Source organism: Micromonospora sp. NPDC049257 (genome assembly GCF_040678915.1).
GTDB lineage: Bacteria > Actinomycetota > Actinomycetes > Mycobacteriales > Micromonosporaceae > Micromonospora > Micromonospora antibiotica.
Map to the genome: position 1 here is coordinate 3375 of NZ_JBFAQU010000033.1, position 16382 is coordinate 19756.

17 protein-coding genes are annotated in these 16382 nt (G+C 71.6%); 9 read left to right on the top strand and 8 right to left on the bottom strand.

The genetic code is table 11. The annotated features are described in order from the left end of the window. Positions 1 to 554, top strand: a 554-nt coding sequence (locus AB0K25_RS28830; RefSeq protein WP_363823714.1) for a tetratricopeptide repeat protein, incomplete at its 5' end; no start/stop codon positions are given. Positions 555 to 1048: 494 nt separating this feature from the next. On the opposite strand, the gene AB0K25_RS28835 is transcribed toward AB0K25_RS28830, so the two are convergent. From AB0K25_RS28835 to AB0K25_RS28860, 6 genes are all read right to left on the bottom strand, one after another. Further along, entirely contained in the window at positions 1049 to 1774 is a 726-nt protein-coding gene (locus AB0K25_RS28835) for a DUF3800 domain-containing protein (protein ID WP_219464528.1), read from the bottom strand. 87 nt (positions 1775 to 1861) lie between these two features. Beyond that, complete coding sequence (locus AB0K25_RS28840) at positions 1862 to 2281, bottom strand: hypothetical protein (RefSeq protein WP_219464527.1); 420 nt, start codon at positions 2279 to 2281, stop codon at positions 1862 to 1864. Continuing rightward, positions 2278 to 2529, bottom strand: a complete 252-nt coding sequence (locus AB0K25_RS28845; RefSeq protein WP_219464526.1) for a hypothetical protein — start codon at positions 2527 to 2529, stop codon at positions 2278 to 2280. The genes AB0K25_RS28840 and AB0K25_RS28845 overlap by 4 nt, the downstream gene beginning before the upstream one ends. 80 nt (positions 2530 to 2609) lie before the next feature. Beyond that, positions 2610 to 2783: a hypothetical protein gene (locus AB0K25_RS28850; protein ID WP_219464525.1), complete on the bottom strand. Its 174-nt coding sequence runs from the start codon at positions 2781 to 2783 to the stop codon at positions 2610 to 2612. 108 nt (positions 2784 to 2891) lie between these two features. After that, positions 2892 to 3077 (bottom strand): DUF397 domain-containing protein, encoded by a 186-nt coding sequence (locus tag AB0K25_RS28855; RefSeq protein ID WP_219470345.1) that lies wholly within the window; start codon positions 3075 to 3077, stop codon positions 2892 to 2894. Further along, on the bottom strand, positions 3074 to 3841 hold the full coding sequence (locus AB0K25_RS28860; RefSeq protein ID WP_219464524.1) for a DUF5753 domain-containing protein: 768 nt from the start codon (positions 3839 to 3841) through the stop codon (positions 3074 to 3076). The genes AB0K25_RS28855 and AB0K25_RS28860 overlap by 4 nt, the downstream gene beginning before the upstream one ends. 401 nt (positions 3842 to 4242) lie before the next feature. Here AB0K25_RS28860 and AB0K25_RS28865 point away from each other — a divergent pair, with 401 nt between their 5' ends. Then, the gene (locus tag AB0K25_RS28865; protein WP_308290905.1) at positions 4243 to 4539 is read left to right on the top strand and encodes a hypothetical protein; all 297 of its coding nucleotides are present in this window, start codon (positions 4243 to 4245) and stop codon (positions 4537 to 4539) included. After that, positions 4536 to 4790 carry a flavin reductase gene (locus tag AB0K25_RS28870; RefSeq protein WP_308290904.1) on the top strand — a complete coding sequence of 85 codons (255 nt, stop codon included), beginning with the start codon at positions 4536 to 4538 and terminating at the stop codon, positions 4788 to 4790. Before AB0K25_RS28865 ends, AB0K25_RS28870 begins: the two co-directional genes overlap by 4 nt. A 129-nt stretch (positions 4791 to 4919) precedes the next feature. Here AB0K25_RS28870 and AB0K25_RS28875 read toward each other — a convergent pair whose 3' ends face one another. Further along, entirely contained in the window at positions 4920 to 5489 is a 570-nt protein-coding gene (locus tag AB0K25_RS28875; RefSeq protein ID WP_219464523.1) for a TetR/AcrR family transcriptional regulator, read from the bottom strand. A gap of 108 nt (positions 5490 to 5597) precedes the next feature. Here AB0K25_RS28875 and AB0K25_RS28880 point away from each other — a divergent pair, with 108 nt between their 5' ends. Continuing rightward, entirely contained in the window at positions 5598 to 7187 is a 1590-nt protein-coding gene (locus tag AB0K25_RS28880; protein ID WP_219464522.1) for an MDR family MFS transporter, read from the top strand. A gap of 87 nt (positions 7188 to 7274) precedes the next feature. Here AB0K25_RS28880 and AB0K25_RS28885 read toward each other — a convergent pair whose 3' ends face one another. Beyond that, complete coding sequence (locus AB0K25_RS28885; RefSeq protein WP_363823717.1) at positions 7275 to 9101, bottom strand: tetratricopeptide repeat protein; 1827 nt, start codon at positions 9099 to 9101, stop codon at positions 7275 to 7277. Between the two features lie 190 nt (positions 9102 to 9291). On the opposite strand from AB0K25_RS28885, the gene AB0K25_RS28890 reads away from it, so the two are divergent. The 5 genes from AB0K25_RS28890 (at position 9292) to AB0K25_RS28910 (ending at position 16339) form a co-directional block, all read left to right on the top strand. Then, entirely contained in the window at positions 9292 to 10323 is a 1032-nt protein-coding gene (locus AB0K25_RS28890) for an SIS domain-containing protein (protein WP_363823746.1), read from the top strand. Between the two features lie 52 nt (positions 10324 to 10375). Continuing rightward, positions 10376 to 11899, top strand: a complete 1524-nt coding sequence (locus tag AB0K25_RS28895; protein WP_219464521.1) for a PAS domain-containing sensor histidine kinase — start codon at positions 10376 to 10378, stop codon at positions 11897 to 11899. A gap of 257 nt (positions 11900 to 12156) precedes the next feature. Continuing rightward, entirely contained in the window at positions 12157 to 13809 is a 1653-nt protein-coding gene (locus tag AB0K25_RS28900) for a cellulose synthase catalytic subunit (RefSeq protein WP_219464520.1), read from the top strand. Further along, positions 13806 to 14804: a glycosyl hydrolase gene (locus AB0K25_RS28905; protein ID WP_219464519.1), complete on the top strand. Its 999-nt coding sequence runs from the start codon at positions 13806 to 13808 to the stop codon at positions 14802 to 14804. The genes AB0K25_RS28900 and AB0K25_RS28905 overlap by 4 nt, the downstream gene beginning before the upstream one ends. After that, positions 14801 to 16339 (top strand): glycosyltransferase family 39 protein, encoded by a 1539-nt coding sequence (locus tag AB0K25_RS28910; RefSeq protein WP_219464518.1) that lies wholly within the window; start codon positions 14801 to 14803, stop codon positions 16337 to 16339. The genes AB0K25_RS28905 and AB0K25_RS28910 overlap by 4 nt, the downstream gene beginning before the upstream one ends. Positions 16340 to 16382 lie beyond the last annotated feature (43 nt).

Here is a 16382-nt window from a genome sequence, read left to right on the forward strand (position 1 = left end):
CGATGAGCAACCTGGGCGTTCTACTTGCCAAGCGCGGTGATAGCCAGGAGGAGGCGGAGCAGTGGTTCCGACGTGCAGCCGACACCGGCCACACCAGGGCGATGTACAACCTGGGGATTCTGCTTGAACAGCGCGGCGATAGCCAGGAGGAGGCGGAGCAGTGGTATCGGCGTGCAGCCGACACCGGCCACACCGGGGCGATGAGCAACCTGGGCGTTCTACTTGCCAAGCGCGGTGATAGCCAGGAGGAGGCGGAGCAGTGGTTCCGACGTGCAGCCGACACCGGCCACACCGACGCAATGAACAACCTGGGGATTCTGCTCAAACAGCGCGGCGATAGCCAGGAGGAGGCGGAGCAGTGGTATCGACGCGCAGCCGACACCGGCCACACCGACGCGATGTACAACCTGGGGATTCTGCTCGAACAGCGCGGCAGCCAAGACGAGGCGGAGCAGTGGTATCGACGCGCAGCCGGCACCGGCCACCGGCCGGCGATGAGCAACCTGAGGGCTCTGCTTGAACAGCGCGGCGACGGTGAGCAGCCCGAGGGGTAACACCGGGATGGCATCGCGGCGGGCCTGCACAGGGTTGGGAACGCTGCGACCGCGCCATCCGCGCTGCCCATCTGTGCCACGCCCGTGGCAGGTCAGTGGCGGCTAGGTGCGTCTGGTGAACGATGGCCGCGCGGGTAGCGTGACCGAGGGCGATGTGGCCGCCTGCGGCGTCAGCGAGGACGCCGGGCTGGCGGGCGTCGTCGACGCCGGGCTCGGCCGCGAAGAGGCAGCACGGCGACAGCGGGCGTGGTGGTCAGCAGGGTGAGCAGGGCAGTGCCGACGTCGCTGCTCGTGGCCGCGTAGACGGCGGCGAGCAGACAGCCGGCACACCGACGGTGCGGTCTTCGTCGGCGACATCGGGGTCATACCCCGGTGGCACCCGGCACCCGACCCCAAGCCGATTCGCGAAGTTTGTGTGTCGCGCACAACTTGCTGCTAATCTGGGGAGCGCAGGAGGCCCTTTCGGGGGTTCCCGCAGCCGCCTTAGGGCCCGCTCACGCGGGCCCTTCGTGCATCTGAGGGGCGGTCGGGGACCAGCACCAGGAGTGGTAGCGGCGCGGCTCGACCCACGACCACAGCCGTTCGTTCGCGGCCATCTCGCGCGGGTCCGCTACGGTACCGCTGGCTATTCGGCGGAACAGGAATGTCACCAGGTCGACGGCCTGCACGAGCCGTGAGGCATGCGATGGGGCGAAGTGCAGTGTGTCGACGATGTGGGTGAGCCGGCGAGATCGGTAGCCGCCGGTTCCAGCAGTCCGGTAGCGGCTCAGGTCGGAACGATGGGTTGCCGGGTTGTCGACCTCGTCGGCGATGACCAGGACCAGCTGCTCGCGCATCGCCGCGTACCCGTCGATGCGTTCGAGCAGGTGTGACAGCACCACCTCGTGTGCCGGCTTTGGTGTGGCGTACCGACGGGTGAGGCCATGGCGGTCGACCCCTCGCAGGATGATCGTGACCTCGTGCGAGCCGATGGCCTTGAGCGCGGAGTTGTACACCGCGATTCGGGCCCGGGGCGGCAGACCTGTCCACGGCGCTCGGCCCTGGAACAGGTCGTAGCCATGAAGCTCAGACTCCGCCGCGACGCCGTAGGCCTTCGCCGCGTCGAGCATCACCTCGTCCAAGGCTGTGCTCAACGGGATGGCCACGACGTCGGGGACAAGTAGCGCGCCCATCCAGTACCAGCGATCGGTGTACGACTCGTCCAGGTAAGTCAGCAGCACCCGCAGACAGTAAGCGCGCGATCACCACACGCCGCGCGACGCGCCGGCGGATCCTCACCGCCGGCTGGGGTGCCGCAGAGGCACCGGTCACGCCTGGCTGAGGTCGAGAATGCTCCAGCCGGCGGGCAGCACGGCGGCGGCCGGATTGGGGTCGGTGGTGGCCAGATGGGCCTGGTGGGCGATGGCAGTGCGGGCGGCGTGCCCGAGGGCGATGTCGCCGTCTGCGGCGCGGGCGAGGACGCCGGCTTGGCGGGCGTCGTCGACGCCGGGTTCGGCTCCGAGGGGCAGCACGGTGATGGCGGGTGTGGTGGTCAGGAGGGTGAGCAGGGCCGTGCCGACGTCGCTGCTGGTGGCGGCATAGGCGGCGGCGAGGCAGGCCGCCGGCACGCCGACGGTGCGGTCTTCGTCGGCGACCTCGGCGATCAGCTCGCCGACGGCGAGCTGCCCGTCGACGTACGCGGCGAGGGCGGTGGCGTCCAGGACCACGGCGACCTGGTTGTCGCTCACGCGCCCTCGTCGAGCATCCGCTGCCCCTCGGCGAGGGCGTCGTCGGGGATCGGCGCGGCCAGGCGGTCGCGCCAGCGGGCCTTGCCGGCTTCGGTGACCTCGATGCCGGCGCGGCGCAGCACTTCGTCGAGTTGGGTGCCGGCCATCTGGGCCCGGACGGCTGCGGTGATGGCGGCGCTGACGTTGGGCTGGCCGTCGAGCCACTCGGCGACGTCGTCGGGCACGCTGATGGAGCGTTTCGCGGTCATGGTGGCAGCGTACTCCCGCTGGTAGCACCGGCGGTGCTACCGGCCACTCCAAGCGGGTAACAACCGGCAGTAACCTCAGGTCAGGCTGCGGCGTCGTGGATGACGTGGTCGATCGCGCGGCGTAGGTCGGCGGCTCGGACGGTGACGGTGGTGTCGTCGGTGGCCGGGGTGAGTCCCGCGTCGACCAGTTCGCAGATCAGGGCGCTCGGGGTGATCCCGCGTCGGTGGGCTTCGGCTTCCAGGCGGGTGGACACCTCGGGGGCGCCGGGTCGAGTGGACCCACGCCGGGGTCGCTGGGTCACGGTGGCCCCGGACAGCAGGTGGCCCCCGACCGCCGTCCGGCCGGGGCCCCAACGCCTTGTCTAGCGGGATGCCTTCGCGAAGGTCACGAACCCACGCCACGCGCCGGGAGCGAACATCAGCGTTGCGCCGTCGCGGTCCTTGGTGTCCCGTACGAGGACGACGCCGGGCAGGTTGTCGGCCACCTCGACACACGCCCCGCCGTTGCTGCCGCTCTTGGTGCTCTTGTGCCACTGCGCGCCGGTCATGTCCATGTCGCTGCCACTTCCCTGATGAGTTTGAGCGATAGCATCCGAGGTAGAGCCTCGCCCACTATGCGCGCCCACCTGCTCTCCAGGGTAGCAATTTCCGCCGCATCTTCCGTGATGTGAGCCCGGACCTGACCGTCCTCGTGTGCGACCCGGGCCCCGTCCGGAAGCTCGGCCATGATGAACGGCCCGCCCATCCCGAGATACATCGGAGTATCGAGTGGAACCACGTGCACCTGCACGGAGGGCAGATCGGCGCACGCGGCGATGTGCTCGCACTGCTCGCGCATGATTGCGCGGTCGCGGCCGACGCGTCTCCGGAGGGCAGTCTCGTCTACGACCGCGATGAGGTGCGGTGGCCGGCCCCGCTGCAAGATCGCCTGGCGTGCCATGCGCGCCGTCACCAACTCGTCGACCTGCTCGGGTAACAGCGCCTCCATCGACAGCGTCGCCCGCGCGTACGCCTCGGTCTGAAGTAGACCCGGCACCCACGCCAGCTCGAACCACCGCAGCTCGACCGCCTCGCGCTCGATGTCCGCCCACCGCCGGAACCATGCCGGTTCGCGGCGCTTCAACGCGTCCGGCCAGAGGTCGAGCACGTCCCGCCCGAGGATCGAAGCGACCCGCACCCGGTGCCGGGCGCGCGGGATGCGTCCGTGACTCACCCACCGCGCCGCTGTCTTCGGGTCGACGCCCACCTGGGCTGCCAGGCTTTCGGCGGTCTCGCCTGCGTCGAGCATCGCGACCTTCACCGCGTGATTCATCCCCGTTACCCCTCTGTAGCGCACTCGGGACGTCCCGACGGTCCCGTTGCCATGATCTAACGCTGTGTACCCGTCCCGCAACTGCCTGCAAGAGTCGTGTGTAGAGCGACGCCGCCGGTCGAAGAGGACACCCGCCGGTCGCGTTTGCTGGGGGGCCGTCTCTTTCGAGGGGTGAGAGGCGGCCCCTCTCCAACGCCACGACGTCAGGGGAGCACCGTGCCCGATAAGCCGAAGCCTGCCGACCCGCCACCGGCACCGGAACCGAAGCCGGCCGCCGAGCCGCCGCCCGCGCGCCCGTACCTGCCCGGTCCGATCGGCCCGGTCGTCCCGCCGTGGCGGGGTCCCGGCCGCCTGGCGAACGTCACTCCCGGGCACCGCTGGCGGGAGCGGAGGCCCGCGCGGTGACCCCGCCGCTGGTTCGCTCCGGCGACGTGCTGCGCCTGTCCCGCGCCGCAAGCGTGCAGTTCGTCCGGCCGATCACGGTCCGGGTCATCCGGGTACTGACCGACTGGCACACGTACGACGGGTGGGTGTGGGTCGACGCGTACGTGCTCGACGCCGCAGGCGACGCGGTCTCCCGGCGGACCCTGTTCCTCCAGCCTTCCGGTGCCGGGCGCCTGAAGGCCCCGGTCCGCACGCCGGCAGCCCGCACGCCGGTAGCCCGCGGGCCGGTCCCGCGAAGGGTGTCGACCTCGTGACCGGTGTGATCCCGGGTCGGCACACGCCCCTGCCCCCGACCTGGCTGTGCCGGGTGGACGCGCACCCGTGGCCCTGCGGGGAGGCGAAACTCGCCCTGCTGGCGAAGTACGCCGACGACCGGCCCCGACTGCTGACGCTGCTCGCGGGCTGGAAAGTGGAGGCGGAGGACCACCTCGCGCAGCTCGACAGCGGTCGCCCGGTCGACGTGACCGACCGCTTCCTCACCTGGGCCCGCCCGCCCACCGACTGACCTTCATCCGCCCGGGACCCGCCCGGCGTCGGCTGTCCCGTCCCCCCGGCGAGGCACCGGCCCGGGGCGGGGGCGTGCATCCGTTCGTGGCCCTGGCCTGCCCGTGCGCCCCGGGTCCCGCCCGGTCGGTCAGCTCTCCTCGATGCCGTTCAGCAGCTCGTCGGCCACCTCAAGGGCGATCTTCTTGCGTTCGTCGTCGCTGATGTCCGGTGTCCGCACGGCGAACCAACTGCTGTGCACGGCGAACAGGACGAGCGTGGCCCGCAGTTGGGCCCGGGGTGAGTCGTCGCCCTGGCAGATCGCGTCGGCCAGGCGGAACATCCGCTCGCGCATCTGTTGGCCGGCGACGAGGCTCTTGAGCACGGTCTGGTTCTGTTCGAAGAAGCGCATCACCACGGACTGCCCGGGGGCGAACATCGTGTCGGCGTACTGGCTGACCAGGGCGTGCCGGGTGGCCTGGGTGGCCGGCTGGTCGCGGGCCCAGTCGATCAGCTCGTCCATCCGGTGCAACCGGTCCTCGACGTAGCTGTTGACGATCTCCTCCTTGCTCTTGAAGTGGTAGTAGAGGGCGGCCTTGGTCACCCCGAGGCGCTCGGCGATCTCGCGGAGCGAGGTCTTCTCGTACCCCTGCTCGGTGAAGAGCTCCAGCGCGACAGCCTGAATGCGCTCCCGCGTGCCACCTGTGCTCTGACTCACCATTACCACCCAACTCGCTTGACGGGGTCCGGCTGTCCAACTTACCGTGCGGCTAGTAAGGTGACTAGCCGGGCGGCAAGTAAGTGCGACATATCTCGGGGGAGCTTACCCATGACTCAGGAAACCCAGGCGACGGCGAAACCCAACATCCGGGTGGTGCTGTTCGGTCTGATGATCGCGATGATGCTCGCGATGCTCGACAACATGATCGTCAGCACGGCGCTGCCGCGGATCGTCAGCGAGTTCGGTGGCGTCAACCACTTCACCTGGGTGGTCACCGCGTACGTGCTCGGCACCACCGTCTCCACCCCGATCTGGGGCAAGCTCGGTGACCTGTACGGCCGCAAGGCGATCTTCCTGACCTCGGTGGTCATCTTCCTGATCGGGTCGGCGCTCTGCGGGATGTCCGGTTCGGCGCTGCTCGGCGGCACCGGCAACGGGATGGTCGAGCTGATCGCCTTCCGGGCCGTGCAGGGGCTCGGTGCCGGTGGCCTGATGGTCGGCGTGATGGCGATCATCGGTGACCTGGTGCCGCCCCGGGAGCGGGGCCGCTACCAGGGCATGATCGCCGGCATCATGGCGATCGCCATGGTCGCCGGCCCGCTGGTCGGCGGCTTCATCACCGACAACCTCTCCTGGCGCTGGGCGTTCTACGTCAACCTGCCGCTCGGTGGGCTCGCGCTGCTGATCCTGGCGACCACGATGCACCTGCCGAAGTACCGCACCGAGCACCGGATCGACTGGCTGGGCGCGGGACTGCTGTCCGTCGGCATCACCGCGATCGTCCTGGTCACCACCTGGGGCGGGAACGAATACGACTGGGCGTCCCCGCAGATCTTCGGTCTCGCCGCGCTGGCGCTGGTGAGCCTGGTGGCCTTCGCTCTCGTCGAGCGTCGGGTCGCCGAGCCGATCCTGCCGCTCGGCCTCTTCGCCAACCGCAACTTCGCGCTGATCTCGATGATCGGCTTCCTGCTCGGCTTCGCGATGTTCGGCGCGATGAACTTCCTGCCGCTCTACCAGCAGACCGTGCAGGGTGCCTCCGCCACCAACAGCGGTCTGCTGCTGCTCCCGCTGATGTTCGGCATGCTGGTGGTGTCGCTGGTGGTCGGCCGGGCCATCACCCGGACCGGGCGCTACCGGGTGTTCCCGATCGTCGGTGGTGTGGTGATGGCCGTCGGCATGGCATTGCTGTCCCTGCTGGAGGTCGACACCGGCAAGGTCGAGTCGTCGCTCTACATGCTGGTCCTCGGTGCCGGCATGGGCTTCCTGATGCAGACCTCCATGCTCATCGCGCAGAACAGCGTGGAGCAGAAGGACCTCGGTGCGGCCAGCGGCGCGGCCACCTTCTTCCGCTCCATCGGCGGTTCGTTCGGCATCTCGCTGTTCGGCGCGATCTTCGCCAACCGGCTCGCCGACTCGCCGGCCGGCAGCGCGTTCGAAGGTGGCACCGGCGAGGGCCGGGGGATGGACCTGACCAAGCTCAAGGAGTTGCCGGCGCAGGCACGTGAGGTGGTGCTCGGCGGCCTCTCCGACGCCATCTCGCACGTCTTCTTCTGGGCCATGATCATCACGATCGCGGTGCCGGTGCTCGCCTGGTTCATCCGGGAGATCCCGCTGCGCACGGCGAACGCCGTCCCGCCGCCGGAGGCCACCGGCGAGGAGCAGGCCGAGGTCGCCCTCGGCAAGGCCCCGGTCTCCTGACCCGATCCCGTCCCGTTCGTCGCGGCCGGTCCATCCCCTCCCGGGGGTACGGGCCGGCCGCGTGGCGTCAGGGCCGGCCGCGCGGCGTCAGGGGTGGCGGCGGACCAGGGCGGTGAGGCGACGCCAGGCGCGGGCCAGGTGGCCGGTCCGGCGGGGGCGGGCCGGGGTGGCGAGCAGCCGGTGGGCCAGCGCGGTGGTGTCCGGGTCCACGGTCGGGGTGGCCAGCGCCAGGTGGGCCAGGGAGATGGCGATCGGCACCGGCCGGCCCTGGGCGACGGTCGCCACGTCGGCGAGGCGCTCGGCCACCAGCCCGGCCACGTCGGGGCGCACCGCCGGGTCCACCCAGGCGGCGGTGACCAGGGCGAACAGTGCCGCCTCGGTGATCCAGTCCTCGACGCCCCAGATCAGTTCCACCAGCACCCGACGGCGGGTCGAGGTGGCCCAGGGTTCGTCGGTGCGGTGGTGCAGCAGGCCCAGGCAGGCCCAGACCTGGACGCAGCGTACCCACAGTGACGGGTCCTGGCCGGTGAGCACCCGGCCCAGCGCGGTCGGCGGTGCCTCGGGCGGGTGCACCAGCAGGCCCAGCAGGTCGGCCAACTCCAGGGTGGCCAGCCCGACCGCCGCGTCGTAGGCGGCCGGTGGGTGCGGCCAGGCCGGGTGGGCGAGTTGGCGTACCCGGTCGGCGGCGACGGTGGACGGGGCCGGCAGGGTGGGCGCGGCGGTGGTGCCGTCGTAGCGCCAGAGCCGGCACTCGGTGGCCCGGCGTGGCTCGCGTGGGTCCGGCTCGGCGACGCCGGTGACCTCGACGTGCAGGCCGGGCACGGCGGCGGTGACGGTACGCATCGCGCTCGGCGGTTCGACCGAGTCGAGGCGGACCGCCGCGTCGGGGAAGCCGTCGGCGGCGAGCGCCCGGCGCAACGCGTCGACCATCGCGCCCGTCGCCGGGGTGACCTGCCCCAGCCAGGGGCGTCCCCGGCAGGACTCGGCGAGGTCGGTGTGCTCGTGGGTGTCGTCGGGGTGGTCGCGGGTGAAGTCGGCGAGGGCGACCAGGTGCCCGACGTCGCCGTCGCGCAGGAACCGCAGCCGGTGCGCGGTGTGCACCGCGCAGTCGAAGCTCGGGTCGCGGGCCAGCGCCCGGTCGATCCAGCCGAGGGCCTGGTCGAGCTGGCCGTGGTCGGCCAGGGTGCCGGCGATGTCGGCATAGACGGCGAGGTCGTCGGGGTCGTGCGCGACGGCCCGTTCCAGGGCGGCCAGGGCCTCCCGGGTGCGGCCGGCGCTGCGGTAGGCGTACCCGAGCCAGACCTCGCCGAGCTTGGACGGCGCCTCGCGTACCCCGCGGCTGGCCCAGGTGACCGCGAGGGTGACCTCGCCGAGCCGCCGGGCCAGCGCGGACGCCGCCCCGAGCAGCAGGGCGTGCCGGGGGTGCGCGGCGACCGCGTGCCGGGCCAGGGTGAGGTACGGCTGCAGGGGTGCCCGGCCGGTCCGGGGCACCGGGTCGGGCACGGCGGCGCAGACCTGCATGAGGATCCGGGCGCAGCGGTCCGGGTCGAGCCGTTGCGCCAGCTCGGGGTCGGTCACCCAGGGCACCCCGGCCCAGTCGACGCCGGGGGCGTGACCGGTGGCGGCGACCAGCAGGTCCAGCCCTTCGGCGGGCCGGCCGGCGGCGGCGAGCAGGTGGGCGCGGGCGACCACGGCCCCGACGTGTGCGCGGTGGCCGAGCGGGAAGAGGTCGAGGTCACCGCCGGCCGCGGTGGCGATCCGGGTGAGCGTCTCGTGGGTGTCGGGCAGGGTCGGTGCCAGCACCAGCGCGGCGGCGAGGTGGTCGGCGGCGTGGGCCAGGTCGCCCTCGTCGAGCGCGATCCGGGCGAGGGCGAGTTCCTCCGCCGCGGTCAGCGCGGGTGGCTCCTCCGACACGTCGGCCTCTCGCTCGCAGGGGGGTTGCCAGGGCTGGGCAAGCGTAGGGGATGCCGGCAACAAGTGTGGATCTCCTGCGCGTTAGTGCTCGCAGCAATGGTGAGAATGGCTCGTTCGTGCAAGACTGAACATGAAACGCGCGGCAAATGCGCAAGGAGGGGGAGTCTCCGTGACACATCCAGGGGCCGGGATGGCCGCCGACATCGCCGAGCAGCCGGCCGGTTACGCGCGGCTGCTCTCCGCCGAGCACGCCGGGGCGATCGCCCGGGTCGCGGCGGCCGTCGCGCGACGCCGCCCCCGGCACGTCGTCTTCACCGCCCGGGGCACCTCCGACCACGCCGCCCTCTACGGGGCGTACCTCACCGAGATCCGGCTCGGACTGCCCGCCGGGCTCGCCTCGCCCAGCGCGGTCACCGTCTACGGGGCCCGCCCCGACCTCTCCGACGCGCTGGTCGTCGGGGTCAGCCAGAGCGGCGGCTCACCCGACCTGACCGAGGTGCTGCGCACCGCCCGCGAGGCCGGCGCGCTCACCCTGGCGGTCACCAACGACCCCGACTCGCCGTTGGCGCAGACCGCCGAGCTGGGCGTCGACATCGCCGCCGGGCACGAGCGGGCGGTCGCCGCGACGAAGACCTACACCGCCGAACTGCTCGCCCTGCTGCTGCTGGTGGAGGGCATCCGGGCCGGGGGCGGGGTGCTGCCGGCCGACCAGCGGGCCGCCCTGGAACGCCTCCCCGAGCTGGCCGAGCACACCCTCGCCGACCCCACCCCGGCCCAGCTCGCCCCGCGCTACCGGTTCGCCGGCCAGCTCGTCACCACCGGCCGGGGGTACGCGTACCCGACCGCCCGGGAGGCGGCGCTCAAGCTGATGGAGACCTCCTACCTGCCGGCGCTGGCCTTCTCCGGCGCGGACCTGCTGCACGGCCCGCTCGCGATGACCGACCCGGACGTGCCGGTGCTGGCCGTGGTCGGCTCCGGCCCCGGCGGCCGGTCCATGGGTGAGGTGCTGCCCCGCCTCGGCGAACGCCGCGCCGACGTGGTGGTGGTCGGCTCGGCCGAGGTCGAGGGGGTCACCCGGATGGCCGTGCCCGAGGTCGACGAGCGGTACGCCCCGCTGCTGGACATCCTGCCGTTGCAGCGCCTCGCGCTCGCCCTGGCGCTGGCCCGGGGTGAGGACCCGGACGCCCCACGCGGGCTGAAGAAGGTCACCGCGACGATGTGAGCCGGGCCGGCCAGCGGGACGGGGTCGGGGTGGGCGTGGCACGCTGTGTCTCGTGTCCACGCTGCGCGACCTCGCCGAGGAGCACACCCAGCTCCGCCCGGCCGACATCGACCACCTGCACCGCATCGCCGGGGACTGGCAGTTGCTGTCCGACCTGTCCTTCGCCGACCTGTTGCTGTGGGTGCCGGTGGACGACGACGGCACGTTCCTCTGCGTCGCCCAGGTCCGCCCGACGACCGCCCCGACCGCCTACCTGGACGACCAGGTGGGGCGGATCGTGGGCGGGCCGGAGGTGGCCCACCTGGAGGTGGCGTACCGGCAGGGCCGGATCTGGCGGGAGGGCGACCCGGTCTGGTACGGCGACGTGCCCGCCCGGCACGAGGCGATCCCGGTCCGGCTGCGCACCGCCGACGGGGAGGCCGGCGAGGTGATCGCGGTGGTCGGCCGGGACACCAACCTGTCCACCGCCCGTACCCCCAGCCAGTTGGAGCTGAACTACCTCACCACCGCCGACGACCTGGCCCAGATGATCGCCGACGGCACCTTCCCGCCGCCCCGGCACCCGGGCGAGACCACCTCCGCGCCCCGGGTCGGCGACGGGCTGGTCCGCCTCGACGCGGGCGGCAAGGTCACCTACGCCAGCCCGAACGCGCAGTCGGCGTACCGCCGGTTGGGTTACGCCTCCCACCTGGTGGGCGAGGACCTGGCCAAGCTGCACCGCCGGCTGGCCAGCGACCCACTGGACGGCACCGAGGCGGCCAACGGCATCCTCGCCGCGCTGCGCGGCGAGGGCCCGCCCCGGCGGGAGATCGACGCCCGGGGGGCGACGATGCTCACCCGGGCCCTGCCGCTGATGCCCGCCGGGGTGCCGATCGGCGCGCTGGTCCTGGTCCGCGACATCACCGAGGTACGCCGCCGCGACCGGGCCCTGATCACCAAGGACGCCACCATCCGGGAGATCCACCACCGGGTGAAGAACAACCTGCAGACCGTCGCCGCGCTGCTGCGCCTGCAGGCCCGGCGGGTGTCGATGCCGGAGGCCCGGGTCGCCCTGGAGGAGTCGGTACGCCGGGTCGCCTCCATCGCCCTGGTGCACGAGACGCTCTCCATGTCCAGCGACGAGGCGGTCGAGTTCGACGGGATCGTCGACCGGGTGGCGAGCGCGGCGACCGAGGTGGCCGCGACCGAGGTGAGCGTCGGGATGCGCCGGACCGGCAGCTTCGGGGTGCTGCCCGCCGAGATCGCCACCTCGCTGGTGATGGTGCTCAACGAGTTGCTGCTCAACGCCGTCGAGCACGGCTTCCCGCCGGCCGAGGAGGGGGTCGACGTCCCGGAGTCGGAGGCCCGCCCGGAGGTGGTCGTCACGGCGCACCGGCAGCGTAAGCAGCTGCACGTCTCGGTGGCGGACAACGGGCGCGGCCTGCCGGCCGAGTTCGACGCCGCCAAGGGTGGGCGGCTCGGTCTGCAGATCGTCCGGGCGCTGGTGACCGGGGAGCTGCGGGGCAGCATCGAGCTGCGTCCCGGCCCGACCGGCGGCACCGAGGCGGTGCTGGTGCTCCCGCTGGCCAAGGCCTGAACCGGCCGCCCGACGGCCCGGTTGCCCGGTGGTGACGCCGGGATGAATGTGAGTAGAGCGACGTACGATCTGCGGCCCGGTGAGGCTTTCGGTCGATTGGCGGGCATTGACACCTTGCAGCCGACTGAATAGTTTTCTAGCTTCACCACCAAGCAGACACGGCCAGCTCACCGTGCCCGGCTTCCTGGACGCGTCCGGCGACATCCGCTCGCCCTGTCGGGGAGCGCGTGCGCCCGGTGGGCGGGGGAGACGAAGCGATGACCTCACCGCCTGCGGTCGATCCGGCTGCGGTGCTGTCGCCGACCGCCGAGTTCCGGGTGCCGCGTCAGACGTCGAAGTGGACCCCCCGCAAGCCCTCCGACGAGGCGCACCGGCCCGCGTACGCCCCGGTGCCGTTGCCGCCGACGGACGCCGAGCTGTTCTCCTACCGCAAGCGGCGACTGGCCGCCCTGATGGTGCCGTCACTGGTCAGCTTCGGCTGCCTGATCACCAGCCAACTGCTCTTCGTCCGGCTCACCCCGTGGCTGTGGCTGCTCGCCCCGCTGCTGTTCTTCACCGTCGTCTACTACCTCATCTCGCTGGCGGTGAACCTCTTCACCCCGGGCTTCGACCTGGCCCGCCACCAGGAACTGGTGCGCACCTGGCGGCCGGCCCGCTACCCGAGCGTCGACGTGTTCCTGCCGGTCTGCGGCGAGCCTGCGCACGTGCTGCGCAACACCTGGGAGCACGTGCGGGCGATGGGCCGCCACTACCGGGGCGAGGTCACCGTCTACGTGCTCGACGACTCGCCCAACGAGGCGATGGAACGGATGGCGCTCGCCTTCGGCTTCGTCTACCAGCGGCGACCCAACCGGGGCTGGTTCAAGAAGGCCGGCAACATGCGGTACGCCTTCGAACGCACCATGAGCGACTTCATCCTGGTGCTGGACGCCGACTTCGTCCCGCGTAAGGACATGCTCGACCAGATGCTGCCCTGGTTCGACGCCGAGCCGAACGCGGGCATCGTGCAGTCGCCGCAGTTCTTCCGGGTGCACCTGGGGCAGACCTGGGTGGAGCGGGGAGCCGGGGCGGTGCAGGAGCTGTTCTACCGGTCGGTGCAGGTGTCCCGACAGGCCCACGACTCGGCGATCTGCGTGGGCAGTTGTGCCGTCTACCGCCGCGACGCGCTGTTCTCCATCGGCGGGTCCACCCTGATCGAGCACTCCGAGGACGTGCACACCGGCTTCGACCTGCGGATGAAGGGGTGGAACCTGCGGTACATCCCGGTCGTGCTGGCCGCCGGGCTCTGCCCGTCGGACGTGGACTCGTTCTTCACCCAGCAGTACCGCTGGTGCGCCGGCTCGATGAGCCTGCTCGGGTCGAGGAAGTTCTGGTCGACGAAGTTGCGGCTGCGGGCCCGGCTCAGCTACATCTCCGGCTTCTGCTACTACCTGCACACGGGGCTGTTCACCTTCGTCGCGCCGGTCATCCCGGTGTTGATGCTCACCGCGTTCGCGCACCAGATCGCGCTCGCCAACTACCTGCTGATCCTGCCCAGCGTGGTCTACAACATGATCATCTTTCCGTTCTGGCACCGCAGCCGCTACGGCCTGGAGAGCTGGACGGTCAAGATGCTCTACGGCTGGGCGCACGCCTTCGCCATCATCGACATCGTCCGGGGCCGGCGGATGGGCTGGCAGCCCACCGGCGGCACCGCCAAGAAGAGCAAGACCCGACGGCTGTGGACCGCCATGAAGGTCTGGACCGCCGGCACCGGCCTGGTCTGGGCCGGTGTCGCCGGCTGGCGGATGCTCGTCGAACCCGAACCGTGGATCTTCGTACCGGCCCTGCTCAGCGCGGTCTTCTACCTGGCCGTCGTCGGGCAGGCGCTGCTGGTCGACCCGGAACGCGACGTCGAGGTCGTCCGGTGAGGACGAAATACCTCGTCACCTTCCTGCTGGTGGTCGCGCTGGCGTTCACCGAGTTCGCCGTGCTGCGCCGGGTCGACATCAAGGTCGCCGGGTCCGCCGGCGGGCCGGGCGGGGCCGCCGCTGCCGAGGAACAGATTCCGGCGTACGACGTCACCGCGCTGAAGTCACCCAAGGGCAAGTACCTCGGCGTCACCGTGACCGGCGGTGCCGAGATGGGCCGGGTCCGCGCCTTCGCCGAGGAAACCGGCAAGACCCCCAACCTGGTGGCGATCTTCGAGAGCTTCGACGACAGGTTCGCCGCCAGCGAGGTCCGCGAGCTGCACAACTACGGCGCGCTGGCGGTGATCCGCTGGGAGCCGTACGACGTGCCGCTGCGGGACATCGCCGCCGGCAAGCACGACGCGTACGTCAAGGAGTTCGCCGCCGCCGTGCGCACCCTGAACCTGCCGATCGCCCTCACCTTCGCCCACGAGATGAACGGGCACTGGTACTCCTGGGGGACGAAGCAGACCAAGGCCAGCGAGTACGTCGCCGCCTGGCGGCACCTGCACGACATCTTCACCCAGCAGGGCGCCACCAACGTGATCTGGACGTGGACCCCGAACGTCGTCAACTACCTGCGCAAGGTCAGCATCAGGGCGCTCTACCCCGGGGACGCCTACGTCGACTGGGTCGGCATGGACGGGTACTACACCAACCGTGGCCTCAAGACGTTCCAGGACCTCTTCGTCCCCACCATCACCCAGATCCGCACCTTCACCAGGCGTCCGCTGCTGATCGTGGAGACCGGGGCCGAACCGAGCAGCCGACGACCGGCCCAGATCACCGACCTGCTCACCAACGTGACCAAGCGCAAGGACCTCCTCGGGGTGGCGTACTTCAACATCAACGGCTCCGGGAAGTGGAACATCGACCGGGACGACGCCGCGCTGCGCGCGTTCCGCCGGTCCGCCGCCAAGGACACCTTCGGCTTCGACATCCGGACCGTGAAGTGACCGCGCCGGCTATCCAGTGGACCGGGCAGGCCGACCCGGCGGAGGTCACCGGTCACGCCGTACCCCGGCGGGCGGCGGGCCGGGGCGGCGGCTGGTGGGCGCTGCTGCCGACCGTCGTCGCGCTCGGCCTCGGCTGGTGGCGGCTGGACGCCCGGGACCTGTGGAACGACGAACTGGTCACCTGGCACGTCACGTCACTGTCGGTCGAGCAGTTCCGGATGCTGGTCGGCAACATCGACCTGGTGCACGCCGGCTACTACGTGATCATGTCGGTGCTGACCACGCTGACCGGGGACTCGACGACCGCCCTGCGGCTGCCGTCGGTGCTCGCGATCGGGCTCACCGCCGGGCTGGTCACCCTGATCGGGCGGCGACTCTTCGACACCCCGGTCGGGGTGCTGGCCGGCCTGGTCTTCGCCCTGCTGCCCACCGTCTCCCGGTACGCCCAGGAAGCCCGCTCGTACGCCCTGGTCACCCTGGCGGCGGTGGCGGCCACCTGGCTCTTCCTGCGCGCGGTGGACCGGCCGACCCGGGGCCGCTGGTGGGCGTACGGCGTGCTGCTGGTGCTGGTCGGCTGGCTGCACTTCGTCGCGCTGCTGGTGGTGGTCGCGCACCTGTTCCACCTGTGGCGGTCGGTGCGCGGCGAGGAGCCCCGGTGGCGGTGGGCGGCGTCCACCGGCATCGCCGGGCTGTTCGTCCTCCCGGTGCTGATCCTCGGCAGCCGGCAGTCCGGGCAGATCTCCTGGGTGGAGAACGACGGCGACGCCGTGCTGCGCTTCCTGGCGAACCTGACCGGCACGACGGCCGCGTTGGCGCTGGTCGCGGCGTTCGCCGCCCTCGCGGTGGCGGTGGCCGGCCGGCAGTGGCGGAACACCGTGCTGATGCTGCTGATCTGGGCCGTGCTGCCCCCGGTCGCCGGTTACCTGACGTTCAGCGTGGTGCACCTGTTCCTGGCCCGGTACTTCCTGTTCACCGTGCCGGCGTGGGCGCTGCTCGCCGCGTTCGCGGTCTGCCGCACCGCCCGGCTGGCGATCCGGGGGCGGGTGCCGGCGGCCTGGCTGGCCGGCGCGTTGGTGCTGCTGCCGGTGCTGGCCTGGCAGACCCTGCCGGCGCAGGAGCGGGTGCGCTCCAACGAGGCCGACGGGCAGCCCCGCTACCTCGACGCGGTCCGCTACCTGGGCAAGCAGGTCAAGCCGGGCGACGGGGTCGCCTACAACGACGGGTTCGGTGGCTCCAGCGACGTGGCCCGCAAGGCCACCGACTACGGGCTGCGCGACCAAGTGCACCCCCGGGACGTCTTCGTGGCCGTACCGGCCCGGCAGACCGGCTGGCTGACCGCCCGCGAGTGCCGGGAGCCGTTGCCCTGCCTCGGCGACACCAGGCGGATCTGGCTGGTGGAGACGGGCCACCTCAACGACCCGCTGGCCGGACTGCCACCGGCCCGTGAGGCCCTGCTACGGCAGCGTTTCCTCATCCGGCACGTCGAGCGGTTCGACCGGGTCCGGGTGGTCCTGCTGGAACGCAAACCGGCCTGACGGGGGAGCTGCGCCGGGCACCCGCCCGGCGTCCGCCGGGCCG

Coding starts and splice junctions, on each gene's coding strand:
- AB0K25_RS28845 (WP_219464526.1), bottom strand. CDS start 2,529: ATGACCGCGAAACGCTCCATCAGCGTGCCCGACGACGTCGCCGAGTGG.
- AB0K25_RS28855 (WP_219470345.1), bottom strand. CDS start 3,077: ATGACCGGCGCGCAGTGGCACAAGAGCACCAAGAGCGGCAGCAACGGC.
- AB0K25_RS28860 (WP_219464524.1), bottom strand. CDS start 3,841: ATGAATCACGCGGTGAAGGTCGCGATGCTCGACGCAGGCGAGACCGCC.
- AB0K25_RS28875 (WP_219464523.1), bottom strand. CDS start 5,489: ATGGTGAGTCAGAGCACAGGTGGCACGCGGGAGCGCATTCAGGCTGTC.
- AB0K25_RS28880 (WP_219464522.1), top strand. CDS start 5,598: ATGACTCAGGAAACCCAGGCGACGGCGAAACCCAACATCCGGGTGGTG.
- AB0K25_RS28890 (WP_363823746.1), top strand. CDS start 9,292: ATGGCCGCCGACATCGCCGAGCAGCCGGCCGGTTACGCGCGGCTGCTC.
- AB0K25_RS28900 (WP_219464520.1), top strand. CDS start 12,157: ATGACCTCACCGCCTGCGGTCGATCCGGCTGCGGTGCTGTCGCCGACC.